This window comes from Blastococcus mobilis (assembly GCF_900188025.1).
Taxonomy (GTDB): Bacteria; Actinomycetota; Actinomycetes; order Mycobacteriales; family Geodermatophilaceae; genus Blastococcus_B; species Blastococcus_B mobilis.
In genome coordinates this window covers 48,189-69,916 of record NZ_FZNO01000019.1, presented here as the reverse complement: position 1 = coordinate 69,916, position 21,728 = coordinate 48,189, and the positions used below count along the sequence as shown (strand labels likewise).

Genomic DNA, 21,728 nt, shown 5'->3' with positions numbered 1-21,728 from the left:
CGCGGGCCTCCGACCTGCCAGTGGAGGAACCACCATGCACCTCATCGGGGCGTCCCGACGCCGATCCCCGCTGCCCCTGGCGGCCGCGGCCGGCCTGGCGCTGGCCCTGACGGCCTGCGGGGGAGGGGATCCGGGAGCGGCCGCCGCGGCCGAGTCCTCCGCCGCCGACACGACCGTCGGCACCGCCTTCGGGGACGTGGCCGTGCCCGCCGAGCCGACCCGCGTGGTCACGCTCGCTGAGTCGGCGCTCGACGTCGCCCTGGCCGTCGGCGTGGAGCCGGTGGGGACGGTCGCCAGCCGCGGTGGCGACAAGCCGCCCGCCTACCTCGGGGACGACGCGGCCGCCATCCCGGTCGTCGCAACCGTGGCCGAGCCGAACCTCGAGGCCATCGTCGAGGCCGCGCCCGACCTCATCCTGGCCGCCAGCGGTCTGGAGAAGGCCCAGTACGAGTCGCTGGCCGCCATCGCGCCGACCGTCGTGCCCGAGGCTCCGGATCGCGGCGACTGGCAGGCCCCCCTGCACACCTACGCCGAGGCGCTCGGGGCCGACGACGAGCTGAGCGGGCGGCTCGATGCCGTCGAGGAGCGGGCGGCCGCACTCGCCGAGGAGGGCTCCCTGGACGGCACGGTGGCCGTCGTCCGCTGGATGGCCACCGGGCCGGTGCTCATGAACTCCACCCACATGCCCGGTTCGCTGCTGGCGGCCGTCGGCGCCACGCCGATGCAGGCGGCGGTCGACCTGGGGAGCAAGCCGCACAGCGACCCGCTGTCGCTGGAGAACCTCGGTGAGGTCGACGCCGACCGGCTGTTCCTGGCCGCGTTCGGTGTCGACGGTGCAGCCGCCCTCGACGCGGCCGAGTCGCAGCCGGCCTTCGCGCGCCTGGGCGCCGTGCAGTCCGGCGCCGTCTCCGTCGTCGACGGCGGCGTCTGGAGCAGTGCCTCCGGCCCGATCGCGGCCGAGCAGGTCATGGACGACATCGAGGCCGCAGCCGGCTGACCGCGGTCGCGAAGAGGAACGAGGATGAGCGAGCAGAGCACCGCGGCGCCCGCCCGCACGCGGGTGCCGCGGACGGCCGAGGTGCTGCGCACCAGGCGGCTGACGCCGCACATGATCCGTGTGGTGCTGGGCGGCCCGGGCCTGACCGGGTTCCGGGCCGGCGAGTTCACCGACCACTACGTGAAGCTGCTGTTCACGGCGGACGGGGCGCCACACGAGGGGCCCTACGACCTCGAGCGGATCCGCGCCGAACTGCCCCCGGAGCGGTGGCCGGTCACCCGCACCTACACGGTGCGGTCCTGGGACGCCGAGGCGGGCGAGCTGACCATCGACTTCGTCCACCACGGCGATCAGGGGCTCGCGGGGCCGTGGGCGGCGCGGGCCCGCCCCGGCGACCGCATCCAGCTGCTCGGTCCCGGTGGCGCCTACGCGCCCAGCCCGGCGGCCGACTGGCACCTGCTCGCCGGGGACGAGAGCGCCCTTCCGGCGATCAGTGCGGCGCTCGGACGGCTGCCGGACGGAATCCCGGCGCGCGTCGTCGTCGAGGTGTCCGGGGTGGGGGAGGAGCAGGCGGACCTTCCTGTGCGGGAGGGCGTCGAGCTGGTGTGGGTCCATCGTCGGGACGGCGTCCCCGGGGAGGCGCTGGTGGCTGCGGTGCAGGCGGCTGCGCTGCCCCCGGGGCAGGGCCACGTGTTCGTGCACGGTGAGGCGGGCGCGGTCCGCGAGCTGCGTCGGCATCTGCGCGCCCAGCGCGGACTGGCACCGGAGTTCACCTCCATCTCCGGCTACTGGCGGCGGGGCGACACGGAGGAGCGCTGGCAGTCCGGGAAGCGCGCCTGGAACGCCGCCATCGAGGCGGAAGAGGCCGCGGTCGCCGGCGCGGGCTGAGACGACAGCGCCCGCACCGTGCCACCTCGGCGTGGCCGGCGAGCGCTCGCCCGGGCATCGACAGCGGCTCGCGGGCGCAGGAGGATCGACCTGCCCGTCAGCGTCCGAGCTGCGGGAGTGCACCAGGAGCAGACATGAGGGGTTCAGTGGCAGGTGCTCTGGCAGTGCTCCTCCTCGCGGCTGCCTGCAGCAGCCCGGCGGAGGAGGACTCGTCGGGCGGCCCGATCGCCGGGGCGCCGACCTTGCGGGGGATCGTCGGGACCGAGGAGTCGCCCAACGACTTCGAGATCTCCTTGCTGGACGAGGAGGGCAACCCGGTGACCGAACTGCCGGCCGGCGAATACAACATCGAGGTGACCGACCGGACCGACATCCACAACTTCCACCTCAGCGGCGGGGACGGGGCCGTCGACGAGAAGACCGGCCCCACGGAGAAGGTCGAGACCACGTGGGGGGTCACGTTGGAACCGGGCGATTACCGCTACATCTGCGACCCGCACCCGAGCATGAACGGGACGTTCACGGTCAGCTGAGCGAGCGCCGGGCCGCGGGCGCCGGACGGACGCCACGGTCACGAACCGGTCGACCGGCATGATCAGCCGCCATGGGGGCCACGATCGTCGACTCCGGCCCACGCCTGGTCGTCGTCCTCGTGCTCCTGGCTGCGCTCGCCGCGCTGGCCGGCCACTGGTCCGGGGTCACCCGGGGTCGCCCGGTGTTGGTCGCCTGCCTCCGGGCCGCTGTCCAGCTCGCCGGTGTCTCGGCGGTCCTGCTGCTCGTCATCCGTTCGCTGTGGCTGTCGGCGACGTTCTTCACGGTCATGATCGGCGTCGCCACGGTGACCGCCGCGGGCCGGGCGACCGGCCGCCCGCTCGCTGCGCCGGGACGCCGCCGCCGGATGCTGCCGGTCGCGCTCGCCGTGGCGGCGGGCGCCGCGCCGATCGCTGCCCTGATCGTCGTCAGCGGGGTCGTTCCCCTCCGCGGCGAGGCGCTCGTCCCGATCGGGGGGATCCTCATCGGCGGTGCCATGACGGCGGCCGGCCTCGCCGGACGGCGGGTGCGGGAGGAACTGGCCATCCGGCGGGGTGAGGTCGAGGCCGCCCTCGCGCTCGGTCTGCTGCGGCGCGACGCCGTCCTGGAAGTGACCCGGCCCGCGGCGGCCACCGCGCTCGTTCCACCGCTCGACCAGACGCGCACGGTCGGCCTGGTCACCCTGCCGGGTGCCTTCGTCGGGGTCCTGCTGGGCGGTGGCACTCCGTTCGAGGCCGGTGCCGCCCAGCTCCTGGTGCTCATCGGTCTGCTGGCCACCCAGACCATCGCCGTCTGGGTGATGACCGAACTGGTCGCCCGCGGCCGGATCCTGGACGACGTGCCGCGGTAGGGCGTCCCGCATTCACAGGAACTCCCCAGCCGGCGTACGGGCTCCCCGGAGGACGGACCCGGATCGTCGTGCCGGACGGATGAGGAGTGCGCATGCGGTTGGAGTCGGTCCGGACGGCGCCCCGTCTGCTGGGCGGGCGGACAGTCGGCCGTGACCCCGTCCTGGTCGTGATCGGCGGACTGCCCGGGAGCGGCAAGACCACACTGCTGCGGCGGCTGCTCGCCCAGGAGTCGTCCGGCGTGACCGGCTTCGACTCCGAGCAGGTCGCCGCCCGACTCACCCGGGCGGGGAGGCGGCTTCCTTACCGCTTCCTCCGCCCCCTGGTCCACTGCTGGCACAGGTGGCGGGTCCTGCGCGGCGTCGGCAGGAACTCGCCGGTCGTCGTCCTCACCGATCCGTGGACCAGCGCGCGGTGGCGGGCGGTGGTCCTGCGTGCCGCGCGGCGGGCCGGCCGGTCGGTACGCCTGGTCCTGATCGACGTGCCCCCGGAGCTGGCCGAGCGTGGTCAGGCGGCCCGCGGCCGGGCGATCTCGGCGCGGGCGATGCGCGGGCACACCGTCCGGTGGGACCGCCTCAGGCGGACCGTCGACGAGCCGAACGGCGGCGCTGGTGCGCGCCCGGCCCTCGTGGTCGACCGAGCACGCGCCAGCGGGCTGACCCTCGCCGAGATCCTCGGGCGCCCCGTGCGATGACGGCGTGTCCGGATCCCCGGCCGGTGTCCGGCCGCCGGTGCTGCGGTCAGCGGAGCGCGTCCCGCAGGAGCTCCTCGTTGTCCAGGTACCACTGGTAGGTGCCCGCCGCCCGTTCCCTGGCCCCACCGCCCCAGTAGTCGACGAAGCCGGCGTGGCCGTGGGCGGCCGCGGTGCCGACGATGTCGTAGGACCACTCGTGATTGCGCCGGATGGCGTCGACGAGGGCTTCCCGCTCCGCGTCGGTCGGCCCGTAGGCGTCCACGAAGAGACGGAAGCGGGCCAGCGAGCGAGCCCGCCGGCCTTCGTCGATGTAGCGCTCGGGCCGAAGGGGTGCCCACAACCGCGCCGCCCCCGCGATGTCCCAGACCCGGCTGCCCGGGCCGGCGAGGTCGAAGTCGATGAGCGCGACGGCCCGCCCTTCCCGGAAGACGACGTTGTCGAGGTTGACGTCGTTGTGACTGACCAGCTCGCCGGCGAAGGGCGCCGGGGGAGAGGGCGGCCAGGCGTGCGGAGTCGGGTCGAAGCTGCCGACGGCGCGGTGGTAGTCGCGGAGGAGGTGGGCCACGCTGACGAGCGCCTCGTCGGTCAGTGCCCAGGGTGGGTAGGGCGGGGTGACCGCGGCGCCCGGGATGAAGGAGAGGATCTCCCGGCCCTGCTCGTCGATCCCGAGGAAACGGGGGACGCCGGTGAATCCCACGTCCGCCAGATGTCGGAGCAGGGCGTGCGTGGCCGGGCTCGTGGGGCGTTGTGGCCGGCGGACGGTGTCGCCGATCCTCACCACCCGGCCATGGTTGGAGAGACCCCCCTCCAGAGCGACCTCGCGTTCCCTCTCCTCGGGCACGTGCCCCCCTGCTTCTCAGGCGTACCTCTGGCGCCGCGTCAGGGCCGGTCGAGAACGGCCCGTGCGAGCGTCGCGTGCGTCACGATGCCATCCACCAGGCCACTGCGAAGGGCGGCGCGGACGGCAGGTGCCTTTCGGATGCCGTAGGGGATGGCGACCACTTCGGGGATCGTCCTCATGTCATCGGCGCTGATGGCGATCATGCGCTCGGCGAGCTCGGTCGTCACCGGCTCGCCCTCGGCGGAGAGGAAGATCCCGGAGATGTCGGCGCACACCCCGAGATCACGCATGACCTGGCGGTCCCGGTCCGACGACGTGTCGTACAAGGTGGACTGGCCGGCAGCCCACAGGCCCACGCCCCCGACGGCCTTGGTGACCGAGGGCAGCTGTGCGAATGCCTGGGCGACCTCGGGTTGCCCCTTGAGCGCCCGGGCCGTCGCTGCGTCCGGCACGGTGAGCGGTGCGTAGAAGACGTGGGCGACCCCGCCCGACCGACGAGCGACGTCCCTGACGACGTCCACCGACGTGTCCGGGCCACCCGGGAGTGAGAGCGCTCCGGAGAGCTGGACCACCGGTGTCCCCGGTAGCGGAGGCAGCGCTCGCGCCATCGCACTGACCGCCCGTGCCCACGCGAGACCGAGCACGTCCTCCGGCGTGAGGATCTCGGCGAGGAGCCGGGCCGCCGCCCGCCCGAGATCCTCCCTGAGGGATTCCGCATCGTCGTCGGGGGTGTCGACCACGACGGAGTGCTGCAGCCCGAACCGGTCCTGCAGCCGCATCGACAGGTCCACGTCGATCCCGCCCTCGGCGCGGATCTCGATCCGCACCAGCCCGCTGTCCAGGGCGGCTTCCAGGAGGCGGGCGACCTTGAAGCGACTCATGCCGAACTCGCCGGCGATGTCGATCTTCGAGCGTCCCTCGAGGTAGTACCGGCGGGCGATGGACGCCGTCAGGACGACCTGGGCGGGTCCGGCTTGCTGGTCGGCCATATCAACTCCCGCTCGCACGAGCAGCGACAGCGCACTGTCACACACTCCGCTTGACGGCCTCACCCGAAAGGGTGAGACTCACGTCACTCACATCTGAGTGATCCACCGCTCATTTGAGCATACGCCTCAGCCGGCCTCGTAGGAGGACTGACCGTGCACACACACGTGAGGCCCGCACTCGCCGTCGCGATGACGACCGGACTCGTGGTGGGAGTCAGCGGGTGCGCCGGCTGGGGCGGAGGCCCCGCCGGGGGAGGGGCGGACACGATCAACGTGCTGATGGTGAACAACCCCCAGATGGTCGACCTGCAGCAGTTGACCGCCGAGCACTTCACCGCCGAGACCGGTATCTCGGTGAACTTCACGGTCCTGCCGGAGAACGACGTCCGGGACAAGATCAGTCAGGAGTTCTCCAGCCAGGCCGGTCAGTACGACGTCGCCACGCTGAGCAACTTCGAGATCCCGATCTACGCCCGGAGCGAGTGGATCGCCCCGCTGGACGACTACGTCGAGGCCGACACCGAGTTCGACCAGGACGACGTCCTCGGCCCGCTGACGGCGTCCCTGTCCGGCGACGACGGCAAGCTCTACGGGGAGCCGTTCTACGGCGAGTCCTCGTTCCTCATGTACCGCAAGGACGTGCTGGACGCCGCCGGTGTCGAGATGCCGGCCAACCCGACGTGGGACGAGGTCGCCGGGATCGCCGCGGAGGTCGACGGCGCCGAGCCGGGGATGGCCGGCATCTGCCTGCGCGGCCAGCCGGGCTGGGGTCAGGTGTTCGCGCCCCTCACGACCGTGGTCAACACCTTCGGCGGCACCTGGTTCACCGAGGACTGGGAGGCCCAGGTCGACAGCGACAGGTTCCGCGAGGCGGTCCGGTTCTACGTCGATCTCGTCCGGGAGCACGGCGAGACGGGAGCTCCCCAGGCGGGCTTCACCGAGTGCCTGAACAACATGATCCAGGGCAACGCCGCGATGTGGTACGACGCGACCTCGGCCGCGGGATCGCTGGAGTCCGCCGACTCCCCGGTCCGGGGCAAGATGGGCTACGTCGCCGCACCGGTCGTCGAGACCGACAGCTCGGGCTGGCTCTACGCGTGGTCCTGGAGCATCCAGCAGGCGAGCCAGAAGAAGGACGCCGCGTGGGAGTTCATCTCCTGGGCGTCCGGCCGTGACTACGAGGAGCTCGTCGGCGAGGAGCTGGGCTGGTCCAGGGTGCCCGCCGGGAAGCGCGCGTCGACGTACTCGAACCCGGACTACCTCGAGGAGGCGGGGGCCTTCGCCCAGCCGACCCTCGAGGCGATCCAGGCGGCGGACCCGAACGACCCCGGCGTGCAACCCCGGCCGGCACCCGGCATCCAGTTCATCGGCATCCCTGAGTTCCCGGACCTGGCCACGCAGGTCTCCCAGGACGTCAGCTCGGCGATCGCCGGCCGGATGACGGTGGAAGAGGTGCTCGACCGGGGGCAGCAGCTGGCCGAGGACGTCGCCGAACGCTACCGGGAACGGGATTCCGGATGACCGAGCCGGCAGGACGACAGAAGGGGAAGGCAGCCGGATGAGCACCACCCTCGAGACGAGCCGCGGGCGCGGTCAGCAACCGCCCACACCTCCTCCAGCGCCGCCCTCGCCGCCGCCGAGCGGGGCGCTTCGCCGGTCCGCCGACTGGGCCCGCCGGGCGCCGTTGCTCCCGGCGCTGGTCTTCACGATCATCGTGACCCAGCTGCCGTTCGTGGTCACCCTGATCGTCTCGTTCATGGACTGGAACGCGTACTACCCCGACGAGCGGGGCTTCACCGGCCTGGACAACTACGCGAGCGTGCTGACCGACGTCAACATGCGCCAGGCCATCCGGACCACGGTCATCCTGACGGTGGTCGTCGTCCTGGTCAGCCTGCTGCTGGGCATGGTGATCGCGCTGCTCCTGGACCGGAAGTTCCGCGGCCGCGGCGCGGTGCGGACGATGATGATCACGCCGTTCCTGATCGTCCCGGTGGCCGCGGCGCTGCTGTGGAAGCACGCCCTGTTCAACCCCGAGTACGGCCTGCTCAACGGCACGCTGACCTGGATCTGGGGCCTGTTCGGCTCGGACAACCCGCCGCAGCCGGACTGGATCAGCACGGCGCCGCTGGTGTCCATCGAGGTCGCCCTCATCTGGCAGTGGACGCCGTTCATGATGCTGATCCTGCTGGCCGGTCTGCAGAGCCGGCCGCTGGACGTCATCGAGGCCGCGCGCATCGACGGCGCCAGCAGCTGGCAGATCTTCCGCTACATGACCTTCCCGCACCTGCGCCGCTACCTGGAACTGGGCGCGCTGCTGGGGTCGATCTACATCGTGCAGAACTTCGACCACGTCTTCACGATCACCTCGGGCGGCCTCGGCACGGCGAACCTCCCGTACGTGATCTACCAGACCTTCTACCAGGCCCACGACTACGGCCGGGCATCGGCGGCCGGCGTCCTCGTCGTCATCGGCACGATCATCATCGCCACCCTGGCGCTGCGGACGGTGTCGACGCTCTTCCAGGAGGAGAACGCGCGATGAGCTCCGTCACCGACGTCGCACCGATCGCTGCCACCCGCACGCCGGAGGGCGAACCCCGCAAGCCACGCAAGCCGCGCAGCGGCGCGTTGCTCGGGCTGGCCGCCTGGCTGATCGGCTTCCTGTTCGTCGTCCCCGTGCTCTGGATGGTGCTGACGTCCTTCCACAGCGAGGAAGCAGCCGCGACCAACCCGCCCTCGCTGCTGGCCCCACTGACCCTGGAGGGATACCGCGAGTTCTTCGGCGTCGGTACCGGCGCCAACCCCTGGCCGTCGCTGCTCAACTCGCTCACGGCCAGCGTGGTGTCCACGATCATCGTGCTGCTGCTGGCCATCCCGGCTGCTTACGCGCTGTCGATCAAGCCGGTGCGCAAGTGGACCGACGTGATGTTCTTCTTCCTCTCCACCCGGATGCTGCCGATCGTGGCCGGGCTGCTGCCCATCTACCTGTTCGCCCAGTGGAGCGGACTGCTGGACAACATCTGGCTGCTCATCGTCCTGTACACCGCGATGAACCTGCCGATCGCGGTGTGGATGATGCGCTCGTTCCTCGCCGAGGTCCCCGTCGAGATCCTCGAGGCGGCGGCGATGGACGGCGCGGGGCTGCTGCTGACCCTCCGCCAGGTGGTGGCGCCCATCATCCTGCCCGGCATCGCGGCGACCTCGCTGATCTGCTTCATCTTCAGCTGGAACGAGCTGCTGCTCGCCCGGACCCTGACCGGCACCGTGGCCGGGACCGCGCCGGTCTACCTGACCGGCTTCGTGACCAGCCAGGGGTTGTTCCTGGCCCAGGTGTGCGCCGCCGCCTTCGTGGTGTCCCTGCCAGTGCTCATCGCCGGGTTCGCCGCCCAGGACAAGCTGGTGCAGGGACTGTCGCTCGGTGCGGTGAAGTGAGCGCGTCGACCGGGCTGGCGGCGCCGGCTCCGGGCGGGGTCCGGCAGATCGCTCCGATGCGGGCCGCCGTGCTGCGCGGCATCGGTGACGTGGTCGTCGAGGAGCGCTCCGTCCCGGAGGCGGGCCCGGGGCAGGTCGTCGTCCGCGTGGCGTCGGTGGGGGTCTGCGGGTCCGACACCCATTACTACGAGCACGGGCGCATCGGGCGCTTCGTCGTCGAGAGCCCGCTCGTGCTGGGTCACGAGGCGTCGGGCGAGGTGGCGGCCCTGGGCCCGGGCGTCACGTCGCCGGTCGTCGGTCAGCGGGTGTCGGTGGAACCCGGGATCCCGGACCTGACCTGTGCCCAGTGCCTGGCCGGCCGGTACAACCTCTGCCCGGGGATGCGGTTCTTCGCGACCCCGCCCGTCGACGGCGCGTTCGCGGAGTACGTCGTCGTCCACGCCGCCTTCGCCCACCCGGTGCCCGACACCGTCAGCGACGATGCCGCCGCGCTGCTGGAGCCCCTGTCGGTCGGCATCTGGGCGTGCCGCAAGGGACGGGTCGGCCCCGGCTCACGGGTGCTGATCACCGGTGCCGGCCCCATCGGCCTGGTGAGCCTCCAGGCGGCCCTGGCCTTCGGCGCCACCGAGGTCGTCGTGTCCGACGTCAACCCCGCGAGGCTCGCCCTCGCCCGGGAACTCGGTGCCACGGAGACCGTCGACGTGCGGACGGCAGACCTCGCCGACCTGCCCCGCCCGCCCGAGGTGCTGCTCGAGTGCTCGGGCCACCCGGCCGCGACGGGCGACGCCATCCGCGCCCTCGGCCCGGCCGCACGGGCCGTGCTCGTCGGCATGGGGGGCGACGAGCTGCGCCTGCCGCTGTCGGTCGTGCAGGAACGGGAGCTCGAGGTGACCGGCACCTTTCGCTACGCCGGGACCTGGCCCACCGCGATCGCGCTCGTCGCGGCCGGACGGATCGACCTCGACCGCCTGGTCACCGGCACCTACCGGCTGGACCAGGCGGCCGACGCCCTGGTGGCCGGCCGGCGCGATCCGCAGTCGGTGAAGGTCGTCGTCCACCCCCAGACCTGACGTTCCCTAGACCTCTGGCTCCAGCAAGGAGAGAACCCATGGCCTCCGTCACCTACGACCGGGCGAGCCGCATCTACCCGGGCTCCGACAAGCCCGCGGTCGACGCCCTCGATCTCCAGATCGCCGACGGCGAGTTCCTCGTCCTGGTCGGCCCGTCCGGGTGCGGCAAGTCCACCAGCCTCCGGATGCTCGCCGGACTCGAGGACATCGACCAGGGCGACATCCTGATCGGCGACCGGCGGGTCACCCATCTGAAGTCCAAGGACCGGGACATCGCGATGGTGTTCCAGAGCTATGCGCTCTATCCGCACATGACGGTGGCGGACAACATGGGCTTCGCCCTCAAGATCGCCGGCGTGGGCAAGGACGAGATCTCCACGCGGGTCGCGGAGGCCGCCAAGATCCTCGACCTGGAGCCTTTCCTCGACCGCAGGCCGAAGCTGCTGTCCGGTGGGCAGCGCCAGCGGGTCGCCATGGGACGGGCCATCGTGCGCTCGCCGCAGGTGTTCCTCATGGACGAGCCGCTGTCCAACCTCGACGCCAAGCTCCGCGTGCAGACCCGCACCCAGATCGCCGCCCTGCAGCGCCGGCTGGGGACCACGACGGTCTACGTCACCCACGACCAGGTCGAGGCGATGACCATGGGGGACCGGGTGGCGGTCCTGCGCGCCGGCATCCTCGAGCAGTGCGACACGCCGCTGCGGCTCTACCAGGAGCCGGCCAACGTCTTCGTCGCCGGCTTCATCGGCTCCCCGGGGATGAACATCGCCGAGTTCCGCCTCGACGACGGGCACGCCACGCTCGGGAGGGCACGCCTGCCGCTGACCACCGCGACCCTGAGCGCGCTGGCAGCAGAGGGGGCCGACCGCGTCGTCGTCGGCTTCCGCCCCGAGTCGCTCGACCTCGCCACGGAAGGCGACGCCGGCGCCTTCCCCGTGGACGTGGCGGTCGTGGAGGAGCTCGGCTCCGACGCGTTCCTGCACGGGACGCTGCCGGAGCTCCGCGAGGATTCCGGGCCGCTGGGCGAGAACATCGTCGCGCGGGTCGACCCGGCCCGGCCGCCGGCCAAGGGGGAGCGGGTGCACCTGCGCATCCAGCCGGGCAAGCAGCACCTCTTCTCCCCGTCGACCGGACTGCGTCTGCCGATCTGAACCCGAGCCCGCGCGCCAACTCGGAGGGACGACCATGCAGCCGCTCAACGGCGAAACGCTGACCTCGCTCTCTGCCGGGGTGGCCACGCCGACCTACGACCGGTCACAGGTGCGCGCGGGCATCGTGCATCTGGGCGTGGGCGGGTTCCACCGATCCCACCAGGCCATGTACGTGGACCGCCTCCTCGAGCAGGGAGCGGCGCAGGACTGGGGGATCTGCGGCGTCGGCGTCCTGCCCTCCGATCGCCGCATGGCGGAGGTGATGGCGGCACAGGACTGCCTGTACACCCTCGTCCTCAAGCACCCCGACGGAAGCTATGACGCCCGGGTCGTGGGATCGATCGTGGAGTACCTGCTCGCCCCGGACGACCCGGAGGCCGTCGTCGAGAAGATGGCCGCCGCGGAGACCCGGATCGTGTCGATGACCGTGACGGAGGGCGGATACAACATCTCCGCCGTGACCGGGGCGTTCGACCCGGCCGACCCGGACGTCGTGCACGACCTGCGGCCCGGTGCGGCGCTCCGGACGGCGTTCGGACTCGTCACCGAGGCACTGGTCCGACGGCGTGACCGCGGGCTGGCGCCGTTCACGGTCGTGTCCTGCGACAACATCGAGCACAACGGCGACGTCGCCCGGCGGAGCTTCGCCGCCTTCGCCGGGCTGCGCGACCGCGACCTCGGTGCCTGGGTCGAGCGGGAGGTGTCCTTCCCGAACTCCATGGTCGACCGGATCACGCCCGCGACCACGGACGAGGACCGGGCGGAGGTCGCCCGGCGCTTCGGCATCGAGGACCGGTGGCCGGTGGTCAGCGAGCCCTTCACCCAGTGGGTCCTCGAGGACCGGTTCGGCCTCGGGCGCCCGCCCCTGGAGGACGCCGGGGTCCAGCTCGTCGGCGACGTCGAGCCCTACGAGATGATGAAACTGCGACTGCTCAACGCCAGCCACCAGGCGCTGGCCTATCTCGGCCATCTCGCCGGCCACCGGCTGGTGCACGACGCGGCGCAGGACCCGCTGTTCCGGCGCTTCCTGCTCGGCTACATGGAGGAGGAGGCGACGCCGACCCTGGCGCCGGTTCCCGGCATCGATGTGGCCGACTACCGGCAGGACCTGATCACCCGCTTCTCCAACCCCGCCGTCCGCGACACGTTGGCGCGGCTCGCCTTCGACGGCTCCGAGCGGCTGCCCAAGTGGCTGCTCCCGGTGGTCCGGGACAACCTCGCCTCCGGCGGTGAGGTGCGCCGGTCGGCAGCGGTGGTGGCCGGCTGGGCGCGGTACGCCGAGGGAGTGGACGAGGAGGGGCACCCCATCGAGATCGTCGACCGCAGGCGGGACTCGCTCGTGGCCAACGCCCGCCGCCAGCGGGAGGACCCCCTCGCCTTCATCGCCGACCGCGACCTGTTCGGGGACCTGGTCGACGACGAGCGGTTCACCTCGCACTACCTGGCGACCCTGGCATCCCTGCACGAGCACGGGGCCAGGGCCACGCTCGCCGCGCTGGTGCAGGAGGTCCGCCAACCCGCATGACGCCGTCCGCCCGCCTGACCGAGGACGCGTAGGCGGGGGAGTTGCGGGCATGGTGGCGTCGGCGACTCCTGCGCCGGGCCCGTCTCCTGAGCGGAGATCCGCGTGGACCACGTGACCGTGTTGGCCGATGCGGCGGAGAACCTCTATCCGGCGCGCATGCAGATGGCGGTGTCGCTGGGCTGGCACATCGTCTTCGCCTGTTTCGGGATCGCCTTTCCGCTGATCACGGTGTTCACCGAGTGGCTCGGGCACCGGCGGGGGGACGCGGCCCTCACCGACCTGGCGCACACGTGGGCCAAGGCGATGGGTGTGCTGTTCGCCGCGGGGGCCGTGTCGGGCACGTTGCTGTCGTTCGAGATGGGCATCCTCTGGCCCGTCCTCATGGACCGCTTCGGCGAGATCTACGGCTTTCCCTTCGTCCTGGAGGGGTTCGCATTCTTCATCGAGGCGATCTTCGTCGGCGTCTACCTGTTCGGCTGGGACCGGCTGTCGCCGCGGGCGCACATGCTCAGCGCGTTCCCGATGATCATCTCCGGCATGGCCGGCGCCTTCTTCGTCGTCGCCGCGAACGCGTGGATGAACAACCCGACCGGCTTCCGGCTGGACGACGAGGGCGGGTGGTCGACGCGCAGCCGTGGGCGGCGATGTTCGGCCCGTCCACCTGGCCGCAGGTGGTGCACATGCTGCTGGCGGCCTACATGGTCACCGGCTTCACCATCGCGTCGGTCTACGCCGTGGGGATGCTCCGTGGCCGGCGCGAGCGGCGGCACCGCCTGGGGCTGCTCATCCCGCTCGCGTTCGCGGCCGCGCTCACGCCGGTGCAGGTCGGCGTCGGCGACTGGATCGCCAACACCGTGGCCGACAACCAGCCGGCCAAGCTGGCGGCGATGGAGGGCGAGTACGAGACGACCGCCGGTGCGCCGCTGTCCGTGGGTGGCCTGCACTACGACGACGAGCTGCACTACGCGCTGGAGATCCCCAACGGGCTGTCCCTGCTGATCCATCACGACCCGGACGGCGTCGTGCTCGGCCTGGAGGAGATCCCGGTCGACGAGCGACCGCCGGTGAACGTCGTCCACCTGGCCTTCGACACGATGGTCGGCCTCGGAACCGCGCTGCTGTTGCTCAGCCTGGTGTTCGGCTGGACCTGGTGGCGCCGCCGGCGGATGCCGGAGAGCCGGTGGTTCCTGCGGGCGGTCGCGGTCTCCGGGGTCGCCGCGGTCGTCGCCATGGAGGCCGGCTGGATCGTCACGGAGGTCGGCCGGCAGCCCTGGGTCGTCTACGGCATCCTCCGGACCGAGGACGCCGTCAGCCCGGCACCCGGGCTGTACCTGGGCTTCTACGCCGTGGTGGTGATCTACGTGCTGCTCACCGCGCTCACGGTGTTCGTGCTGCGGCGCCTGGCCCGGAGTCCGGACACCGCCGCGCCGCAGGAGGTGGATGCCCGCCCTCCCGAGCGGGACGTCGGGGAGGCGGCCGTCCGATGACGCTGGCGGAGGTGGTGCTCAGCATGATGTTCGTCGGCCTCATCGCCTACGGACTCTTCGGTGGCGCCGACTTCGGCGGGGGCATCTGGGACCTGCTCGCCGGGGGTACGCGCCGCGGCGCGCGACAGCGGGAGCTCATCGAACACTCCATCGCCCCGGTCTGGGAGGCCAACCACGTCTGGCTGATCTTCGTGCTCGTCGTGCTCTGGACGGCGTTCCCCGGCGCTTTCGCCGCTGTCGCCAGCACCCTCTACATCCCCCTGACCCTCGCCGCCTTCGGGATGATCGCGCGCGGATCGGCGTTCGCCTTCCGCAAGAGCGTCACCACCCTGGGCATGCGTCGTTTCCTCGGCGCCTCGTTCGCGCTGTCCTCGCTCGTCACGCCGTTCTTCCTGGGTGCGGTCGTCGGCGGCGTCGCCTCGGGCCGGGTGCCGGCCGGCATCGCCGCGGGGAACGTCGTGACCAGCTGGATCAACCCCACGTCGGTGCTGGGCGGCGTCCTCGCCGTCCTCGCCTGCGCCTACCTCGCCGCCGTGTTCCTGTGCGGGGACGCGCACCGAGACGGCGCGGACGACCTCGCCGACCAGTTCCGGCTCCGAGCACTCCGCACCGCGGGGGTGACGGGCCTGGTCGGCATCGTGGGTCTCTTCGTGCTCCGGGCCGACGCGCCCCGCCTGTTCGCCGGGCTCACCGGCCGGGCGGCCCCTGTGGTGGCCCTCTCCGTCGTGGCGGGCGTCGCCGCGCTGGTGCTGCTCGCCGGCCGGCGCTACGTGCCGGCGCGGGCGGCGTCAGCGCTCGCGGTCACCGCGATCCTCGTCGGCTGGGCGGTCGGCCAGTACCCCTACCTGCTGGTCCCCGAGCTCACGATCGAGGAGGCAGCCGCAGGGCGGGCGAGCCTGGTCGCGATGCTCGTGGCACTCGTCGTCGGAGCGGTGATCCTGGTTCCGGCGCTCGTCTACCTCTACGCCCTGTTCCAGCGGCCGACCGCCGAGCAGCCCGCGCCCACCGCGGCGACGCGCGCGGTCCGGTGACCGCCTGACCCGCAGCGGAGGAGTGGGCTGTCCGGGCGCGATTCCGGCATGGTTAGGTGTGCCTGGCCTATCTACGGGCCCATCCGTCTCGAGGAGCACACGTGACCAGGCCCCGCCGGGCAATCGCCGGACTCGTCTCGACCCTGGGCTGCACCGTGGCGCTGGCCGGCTGCGGCTCGGACGCCGAGACGCTCACCGTCTACAGCGCCCAGCACGAGAGCCTGGTCCGCACGATGCTCGAGGGCTTCACCGAGGAGACCGGCATCGAGCTGGAGTTCCGTGACGCCAACGACTCCGAGCTGGCCAACCAGATCGTCCAGGAGGGCGACGCCTCGCCGGCCGACGTCTTCCTGACCGAGAACAGCCCCTCGATCGACGTCGTCGACAAGGCCGGACTGCTGGCTCCCCTGGACGAGGCGACGCTCGAGCAGGTGGGTGAGCAGTACCGCCCGTCGTCCGGGAACTGGGTGGGCTTCGCTGCCCGCTCGACGGTGCTCGGGTACAGCCCCGCGGCGATCTCCGAGGCCGAGGTGCCGGCCTCGATCATGGAGCTGGCCGATCCCGTGTGGGAGGGCCGCGTCGGCATCGCCGCGGGGGGAGCGGACTTCCAGGCGATCGTCAGCGCCGTCCTCGCCCTGCGCGGCGAGGAGGAGACCCGCGCCTGGCTGACCGGCCTGGAGCGCAACGCCGAGGTCTACGCCAGCAACACCGCGGTGATGAAGGCCGTCGACGAGGGCGAGGTCGACGTCGGCGTCATGTACCACTACTACTGGTACCGCGACCAGGCGCAGAACGGCCTCGTCGGTGACGACGTCGTCCTGCACTACTTCCGCAACCAGGACCCGGGCGCCTTCGTGAGCGTCTCCGGCGCCGGTGTGCTGGCCTCCTCCGACCAGCAGGAGGAGGCCCAGCGGCTGGTCGAGTACCTGACCAGCACTGCCGCCCAGGAACGGCTCACCGACAGCAAGGCGCTGGAGTACGCCGTCGGCAACGGCGTGGCCTCGGCCGAGGCGCTGCCCCCGCTGGAGTCGCTGCAGGCCCCGGCGGTCGACCCCGGCTCGCTGAACGCGCCGGAGGTCACCGCACTCATGCAGGAAGTCGGGCTGCTCTGAGCACGCCCACCCTGAGCCCGGGAGGCCCCGGGGCACCGATCCGCCCGGTGGCCCGGGGCTCTCGGCCGTCCGGGGCCGGGACGCCGGTGCGGCTGCGTCGCTCCCCGGTGACCCTGGCGCTGGCCGCGGCGGTGGCGGCGCTGGCGCTGCTCCCGCTGGGCTACATCGCCTGGTACACCGCCGATGTCGGCTGGTCGGGCATCCGCGAGCTGGTCCTCCGGCCGCGGGTCGCCGAGCTGCTCTGGAACACCACCCGGCTCGTGGCGGGCACCGTTGCCGTCTGCGCCGTCGTGGGGGTGGGCGCCGCCTGGCTGATCGAGCGGTCGAGCCTCCCCGGCCGCCGCATCTGGCACGTCCTGCTGGTCGCGCCGCTCGCCGTCCCGGCGTTCGTGAACAGCTACGCGTGGATCTCGCTGCTGCCCGGTCTGGACACCTACGGCGGCGCGCTGCTGGTCGTCAGCCTGTCCTACTTCCCGTTCGTCTACCTGCCGATCGCCGCGGCCTTCCGCGGGCTCGATCCGGCGCTGGAGGAGACGGCGCGGGGACTGGGCCTGTCCAGCTGGGCGGTCTTCCTGCGGGTACAGCTGCCGCAACTCCGGGTGGCCCTCCTGGGCGGCAGCCTGCTGGTCGCGCTGCACCTGCTGGCCGAGTTCGGCGCGCTGCAGATGCTGCGCTACCCGACGTTCACCACCGCGATCTACGACCAGTACCGGGCCACGTTCAACGGCCCGGGCGCCACCATGCTGGCCGGGGTCCTGGTCCTGCTCTGCCTCGTGCTCCTGCTGGCCGAGATCCGGCTGCGCGGCCGGCGCGGCTACGCGCGCACCGCGAAGGGCGCCGTCCGGCCGGTCCGGCCGGTGGCCCTGCGCGGGCTGACCGGACCAGCCCTGGCCGCGCTCGCCGCCGTCGTCGCGCTCTCCCTGCTCGTGCCGCTCGGCAGCCTCGGCTACTGGATGGCCGCCGGCGCCTCCACGGCCCTGGACGGGGCGGCCCTCGTGGCCACCACCGGGACGACGCTCGGCCTGGCCGCCGCGGCCGCCGTCGTCACCACCGGGATGGCGCTGCCCACCGGGTGGCTGGCCGTGCGCGCCCGCGGCCGGGTCGCCACTCTGCTGGAGCGCAGCACCTACCTGGGCAGCGCCGTTCCGGGCATCGTCGTCGCCCTGGCGCTGGTGACGCTGAGCATCCGGGTGACGCCGTGGCTCTACCAGACGGTGCCGGTGCTGCTGGCGGCCTACGCGATCCTCTTCCTCCCGCGGGCCATCGTGACCGTGCGCGCGGCGGTGGAGCAGTCGCCGCGGGTGTACGACGACGTCGCCGCCTCGCTCGGCGCCTCGGCGGCCGATCGCCTGCGACGGATCACGCTGCCCCTGCTCGCGCCGGGGATCGGCGCCGGTGCGGCCCTGGTCTTCCTCGCCGTCGTCACCGAGCTGACGGCGACCCTGCTGCTCGCCCCCACGGGAACGACGACGCTGGCCACGGCGTTCTGGTCGGCGAGCAGTGCCCTGGAGTACGGAGCGGCAGCGCCGTACGCCGTGGTCATGGTGCTGCTCTCGGCGCCCGCTACCGTGCTGCTGTCCCGCGACGCCCGACGAGGTCTGACGACATGAGCTCCCTGACCGTGCAGGACCTGACCAAGTCCTTCACCGCCACCGCCCCGGTTCTCACCGGGGTGGACCTGCACGTCCCCAGTGGGAGCTTCACCGCGCTGCTCGGGCCCTCCGGCTGTGGCAAGACGACCCTCCTCCGGCTCATCGCCGGCTTCGACGACCCCGACTCGGGCACCGTCGCCCTCGGCGACCGCGTCGTGGCCGGGGCCGGGCGCAGCGTCGCCGCGCGTCGCCGCGGCATCGGTTTCGTGCCCCAGGAGGGCGGGCTGTTCCCGCACCTCACCGTGGCCGGCAACATCAGCTTCGGGCTGCCCCGGCGGCAGCGGCGCGAGGGCGGCCGGGTCCGCGAACTGCTCGCTCTCGTCGGCCTGGACGCCGAACTGGCCGACCGCGCCCCGCACCAGCTCTCCGGCGGCCAGCAGCAGCGTGTCGCCCTGGCCCGTGCGCTGGCGCCCGAGCCCTCGCTGGTCCTGCTCGACGAGCCCTTCTCCTCGCTGGACGCCGCCCTGCGCGAGGAGACGCGCCTCGCGGTCTCGCAGGCGCTGCGCGCCACCGGGGCCACCGCGGTCCTGGTGACCCACGACCAGGCCGAGGCGCTGTCGATGGCCGACCAGGTCGCGGTCCTCCGCGGCGGGCGACTGGTGCAGCTGACCGATCCGCGCACGCTGTACCGCCGTCCCGGCGACCTCGACGTCGCCACCTTCGTCGGTGAGGCCGTCGTCCTCGACGCGGACCTGCGCGACGGGCTGGCCCACTGCGCGCTCGGGGCGCTGCCGTACGAGCAGGCGTCCACCGGCGCCGTGCCCGACGGCCGCGCCCGGGTCCTGCTGCGCCCGGAGCAGCTCCGGCTCTCGGCGCCCGACCCGGGGGCGCCCATCGCCCGCGTGCGCAGCGTCGACTTCTACGGCCACGACTCCCGGGTCTGGCTGGACCTGCCGGACGGCGGGACGGTCAGCGCACGGCTGGACGGCGCCGATCTTCCTCGTGCCGGGGACGACGTCGCGATCTCGGTGCGCGGCACCGCGCTCGCCTTCCCGGCGGGCCACGGCGCGGCGCTGCCGGCGCCCGCGCCCCTGGGCTGAGGGGCCGCCGCGAGCGCTGACCGGCTGTCCCGGGGGCGCTGCGAACGATTCGGTTAGGGAAGCCTAAGCTGCCCGCCGTGGACCTCTTCCTCTTCACCGTCGACCCGGGCTGGGGCGCCGACGTCGTCGCCGCCGGGGCGGCCGGGATCGTCGTCGACTGGGAGCGCCGTGGAAAGGCCCGCCGGCAGCTGGGGGAGGGGACCCAGATCAACGCGGACACTCCGGACGACCTGGCCCGGATGCGGGCCGCGACCGACGGACGGCTGCTCTGCCGGATCAACGGCCACGGCCCGTGGACGGGGGACGAGGTCGACGAGGCGATCGCCCGCGGCGCGGACGAGATCCTGCTGCCGATGGTCCGCACTCCCGACGAGGTCGACCGCACGCTGGACCTGGTCGCCGGCCGCTGCGGGCTGGGCATCCTGATCGAGACGCAGGACGCCGTCGACCGGGCTCGCCAGCTGGCTCTCCGGCCCCTGTCGCGGATCTACGTGGGCCTCAACGACCTGCGCATCGACCGGCGGTCCGTCGAGCTCTTCCGGCCGTTGGTCGACGGCACCGTGGACGACGTCCGCGCCGAGGTGGCCCAGCCCTTCGGTGTCGGTGGCCTGACGCTCCCGGAGAGCGGCTTCCCGGTGCCGAGCGGCCTGCTGGCTGCCGAGCTGGTGCGGCTGGGAACCGACTTCACCTTCCTGCGGCGGTCCTTCACCGCCGACATGGTCGGCCGCGATCCGTTCGTCGAGGTGCCGCGCCTGCTCGACTCCGTCGCCGAGCTGCGGGATGCAGCCGCCGCCGAGGCCCGGGAGCGCCGGGCGCGCTTCGTCGCGGCGGTCGAGGCCGGTCCCGCGGACCTGGTGGAGCCGGCTCCGGTGCTGGAGCCGGCGGTCGTGGCCCAGCCGGCGTGAAGGCGCTGGTGACCGGTGCCGGCGGGTTCGTCGGCCGGCACCTGGTGGCCCGGCTGCGTGCGGACGGCTGGGACGTCGCCGCCCTCACCCGGACCGACGTGGACCTCGCCGATCCCGTGGCCGCCGCGACGGCTGTTCGCGCGGCGGACCCCGACATCGTCTTCTCCCTCGCGGCGGGGCGCGCCAAGGCCACCGCGGCGGAGCGGGCGGCGACCGTGCAGGTCAACACCAGCCCGTGGCTGGTGGACGCTCTCCCCGACCGCTGCCGGGCCGTGATTCGACTGGGGTCCTCCACCGAGTACGCCGCCGCGCCTCGGCCACTGGGAGAGGATGCCGCCCTCCGACCGCGCGGGTTCTTCGGCGCGACCAAGGCCGCCGGGTCCCTCCTGCTCCAGGCCGCCGCCGCCGAGCGTGGCGTGCGGGCCGCCGTGCTGCGCGCCTTCCAGGTCTACGGGCCCGGCGACCACCCGACCCGCCTCGTCCCCGTCGTCCTCGCCGCGGCCCGGACCGGCGCGACGGTGCCGCTGCCCGCTCGGCTGAGCCGGCGCGACTGGGTGTGGGTGGGCGACGTGGTCGACGCCTGCGTGCGCGCGGCGCAGGACCAGACGCTGCCGAACGGCACCGTGCTGAACATCGGCACGGGCGTGCAGACCAGCACGGGGGAGCTCGTCGCGGTCGCCGAGCGCGTGACGGGGCGTCCGATCGCAACCTTGCCGGGGGCCCATCCCGGCCGCGACTGGGACACCGCCGACTGGGTCGCCGATCCCTCCGCCGCCCAGCGCCTGCTCGGCTGGGAGCCCACCGTGGACCTGACGGAGGGGCTGGCGCGCACGTGGGCGGCGTCATGACGACGCGCGTGGCGGTCGTGGCGCCCGTGTACGGCAACGCCGCCACCCTCGAGCGCCTGGCCGGCCGACTGGCGGCCGCCCTGGGTGACCGCACCTGGCGGCTGCGCCTGGTGGTCGACGCCTCGCCCGACGACTCCGTGGCCGTGGCCTCCGCGCTCGCCGCCGTCGACCCACGGATCGCGGTCACCGACCTCCCCGTCAACGTTGGCCAGCACGCCGCACTCGCCCAGGGGCTGGCCGCGGAGCCCGACGCGGATGCCTGGGTCTGTCTGGACGCCGACCTGCAGGACCCACCCGAGGCCGTGCCGTTGCTGCTGGACCGGCTGGCCACCGGGGACGTCGGTGCGGTGTTCGCCGGGCGGCGGGGCCGGTACGAGTCGCCCGTGCGCCGGCTCACCGGGACCCTGCACCGGCGGTTCGCCGCACGGCTGACCGGGCTGCCCCCGGACGCCGGCGCCTTCTTCGCCATGGACGCCGAGGTGCGCTCCGCCGTCCTGACCGCGATGACCGCCGAGGCCGCGCCCAGCGTCGTCCTGGCCGTCGCCCGCGCCGGCGTCCCGACGACCAGCGTGCCGGTGACGCGGGACCTGCGACCGGTGGGCCGCTCGGCGTGGACGGGTCAGGCCCGGCTGCGTCAGTCGGTCCGATCCCTGTCGTGGGCGCTGTTCCGCCGACGGTGAGCGG

At 73.0% G+C, this 21,728-nt stretch carries 20 protein-coding genes and 1 pseudogene; 19 read left to right on the top strand and 2 right to left on the bottom strand.

Translation table 11 applies throughout. From position 1 onward, the window contains the following. Nucleotides 1–34 precede the first annotated feature (34 nt). From CHB94_RS16620 to CHB94_RS16600, 5 genes are all read left to right on the top strand, one after another. The gene (locus CHB94_RS16620; protein WP_089337675.1) at nucleotides 35–997 is read left to right on the top strand and encodes an ABC transporter substrate-binding protein; all 963 of its coding nucleotides are present in this window, start codon (nucleotides 35–37) and stop codon (nucleotides 995–997) included. A gap of 24 nt (nucleotides 998–1,021) precedes the next feature. Beyond that, a complete protein-coding gene (locus CHB94_RS16615) occupies nucleotides 1,022–1,885 on the top strand; it encodes a siderophore-interacting protein (protein ID WP_089337674.1) in 864 nt (287 codons plus the stop codon). Nucleotides 1,886–2,019: 134 nt separating this feature from the next. Further along, nucleotides 2,020–2,418, top strand: a complete 399-nt coding sequence (locus tag CHB94_RS16610) for a cupredoxin domain-containing protein (RefSeq protein ID WP_141137530.1) — start codon at nucleotides 2,020–2,022, stop codon at nucleotides 2,416–2,418. 71 nt (nucleotides 2,419–2,489) lie between these two features. Further along, entirely contained in the window at nucleotides 2,490–3,266 is a 777-nt protein-coding gene (locus CHB94_RS16605; protein ID WP_089337672.1) for an ABC transporter permease, read from the top strand. A 92-nt stretch (nucleotides 3,267–3,358) separates the two neighbouring features. Further along, nucleotides 3,359–3,958, top strand: coding sequence for an AAA family ATPase (locus CHB94_RS16600; RefSeq protein WP_141137529.1), 600 nt, complete (start codon nucleotides 3,359–3,361; stop codon nucleotides 3,956–3,958). 46 nt (nucleotides 3,959–4,004) lie between these two features. Here CHB94_RS16600 and CHB94_RS16595 read toward each other — a convergent pair whose 3' ends face one another. Both CHB94_RS16595 and CHB94_RS16590 read right to left on the bottom strand, forming a co-directional pair. After that, entirely contained in the window at nucleotides 4,005–4,799 is a 795-nt protein-coding gene (locus CHB94_RS16595) for a phosphotransferase (RefSeq protein WP_089337670.1), read from the bottom strand. Between the two features lie 38 nt (nucleotides 4,800–4,837). Continuing rightward, complete coding sequence (locus CHB94_RS16590) at nucleotides 4,838–5,788, bottom strand: sugar-binding transcriptional regulator (protein ID WP_089337669.1); 951 nt, start codon at nucleotides 5,786–5,788, stop codon at nucleotides 4,838–4,840. Between the two features lie 153 nt (nucleotides 5,789–5,941). Between CHB94_RS16590 and CHB94_RS16585 the strand changes: the two genes are divergently transcribed. From CHB94_RS16585 to CHB94_RS16520, 14 genes and pseudogenes are all read left to right on the top strand, one after another. Continuing rightward, on the top strand, nucleotides 5,942–7,309 hold the full coding sequence (locus tag CHB94_RS16585; RefSeq protein WP_254920711.1) for an ABC transporter substrate-binding protein: 1,368 nt from the start codon (nucleotides 5,942–5,944) through the stop codon (nucleotides 7,307–7,309). A 37-nt stretch (nucleotides 7,310–7,346) separates the two neighbouring features. Beyond that, nucleotides 7,347–8,333 carry a carbohydrate ABC transporter permease gene (locus tag CHB94_RS16580; RefSeq protein ID WP_089337668.1) on the top strand — a complete coding sequence of 329 codons (987 nt, stop codon included), beginning with the start codon at nucleotides 7,347–7,349 and terminating at the stop codon, nucleotides 8,331–8,333. After that, entirely contained in the window at nucleotides 8,330–9,223 is an 894-nt protein-coding gene (locus CHB94_RS16575) for a carbohydrate ABC transporter permease (protein ID WP_089337667.1), read from the top strand. The genes CHB94_RS16580 and CHB94_RS16575 overlap by 4 nt, the downstream gene beginning before the upstream one ends. Further along, nucleotides 9,220–10,293 (top strand): NAD(P)-dependent alcohol dehydrogenase, encoded by a 1,074-nt coding sequence (locus CHB94_RS16570; protein ID WP_254920710.1) that lies wholly within the window; start codon nucleotides 9,220–9,222, stop codon nucleotides 10,291–10,293. The genes CHB94_RS16575 and CHB94_RS16570 overlap by 4 nt, the downstream gene beginning before the upstream one ends. A 38-nt stretch (nucleotides 10,294–10,331) precedes the next feature. Beyond that, a complete protein-coding gene (locus tag CHB94_RS16565; protein ID WP_089337666.1) occupies nucleotides 10,332–11,444 on the top strand; it encodes an ABC transporter ATP-binding protein in 1,113 nt (370 codons plus the stop codon). 34 nt (nucleotides 11,445–11,478) lie between these two features. Continuing rightward, entirely contained in the window at nucleotides 11,479–12,969 is a 1,491-nt protein-coding gene (locus tag CHB94_RS16560; protein ID WP_089337665.1) for a mannitol dehydrogenase family protein, read from the top strand. Nucleotides 12,970–13,125: 156 nt separating this feature from the next. Then, nucleotides 13,126–14,456: pseudogene (locus CHB94_RS16555) on the top strand (cytochrome ubiquinol oxidase subunit I). Next, complete coding sequence (locus tag CHB94_RS16550; RefSeq protein WP_089337664.1) at nucleotides 14,453–15,487, top strand: cytochrome d ubiquinol oxidase subunit II; 1,035 nt, start codon at nucleotides 14,453–14,455, stop codon at nucleotides 15,485–15,487. Before CHB94_RS16555 ends, CHB94_RS16550 begins: the two are co-directional and overlap by 4 nt. A gap of 101 nt (nucleotides 15,488–15,588) precedes the next feature. Then, entirely contained in the window at nucleotides 15,589–16,599 is a 1,011-nt protein-coding gene (locus CHB94_RS16545; RefSeq protein WP_089337663.1) for an iron ABC transporter substrate-binding protein, read from the top strand. An 86-nt stretch (nucleotides 16,600–16,685) separates the two neighbouring features. After that, nucleotides 16,686–18,209 (top strand): ABC transporter permease, encoded by a 1,524-nt coding sequence (locus tag CHB94_RS16540; RefSeq protein WP_176445599.1) that lies wholly within the window; start codon nucleotides 16,686–16,688, stop codon nucleotides 18,207–18,209. Beyond that, nucleotides 18,206–19,291: an ABC transporter ATP-binding protein gene (locus CHB94_RS16535; protein WP_089337661.1), complete on the top strand. Its 1,086-nt coding sequence runs from the start codon at nucleotides 18,206–18,208 to the stop codon at nucleotides 19,289–19,291. The genes CHB94_RS16540 and CHB94_RS16535 overlap by 4 nt, the downstream gene beginning before the upstream one ends. A gap of 77 nt (nucleotides 19,292–19,368) precedes the next feature. Further along, the gene (locus CHB94_RS16530; RefSeq protein WP_089337660.1) at nucleotides 19,369–20,196 is read left to right on the top strand and encodes an aldolase/citrate lyase/malate synthase family protein; all 828 of its coding nucleotides are present in this window, start codon (nucleotides 19,369–19,371) and stop codon (nucleotides 20,194–20,196) included. Continuing rightward, complete coding sequence (locus tag CHB94_RS16525) at nucleotides 20,193–21,044, top strand: NAD-dependent epimerase/dehydratase family protein (RefSeq protein ID WP_089337659.1); 852 nt, start codon at nucleotides 20,193–20,195, stop codon at nucleotides 21,042–21,044. Before CHB94_RS16530 ends, CHB94_RS16525 begins: the two co-directional genes overlap by 4 nt. Beyond that, nucleotides 21,041–21,724, top strand: coding sequence for a glycosyltransferase (locus tag CHB94_RS16520; RefSeq protein ID WP_089337711.1), 684 nt, complete (start codon nucleotides 21,041–21,043; stop codon nucleotides 21,722–21,724). Before CHB94_RS16525 ends, CHB94_RS16520 begins: the two co-directional genes overlap by 4 nt. Nucleotides 21,725–21,728 lie beyond the last annotated feature (4 nt).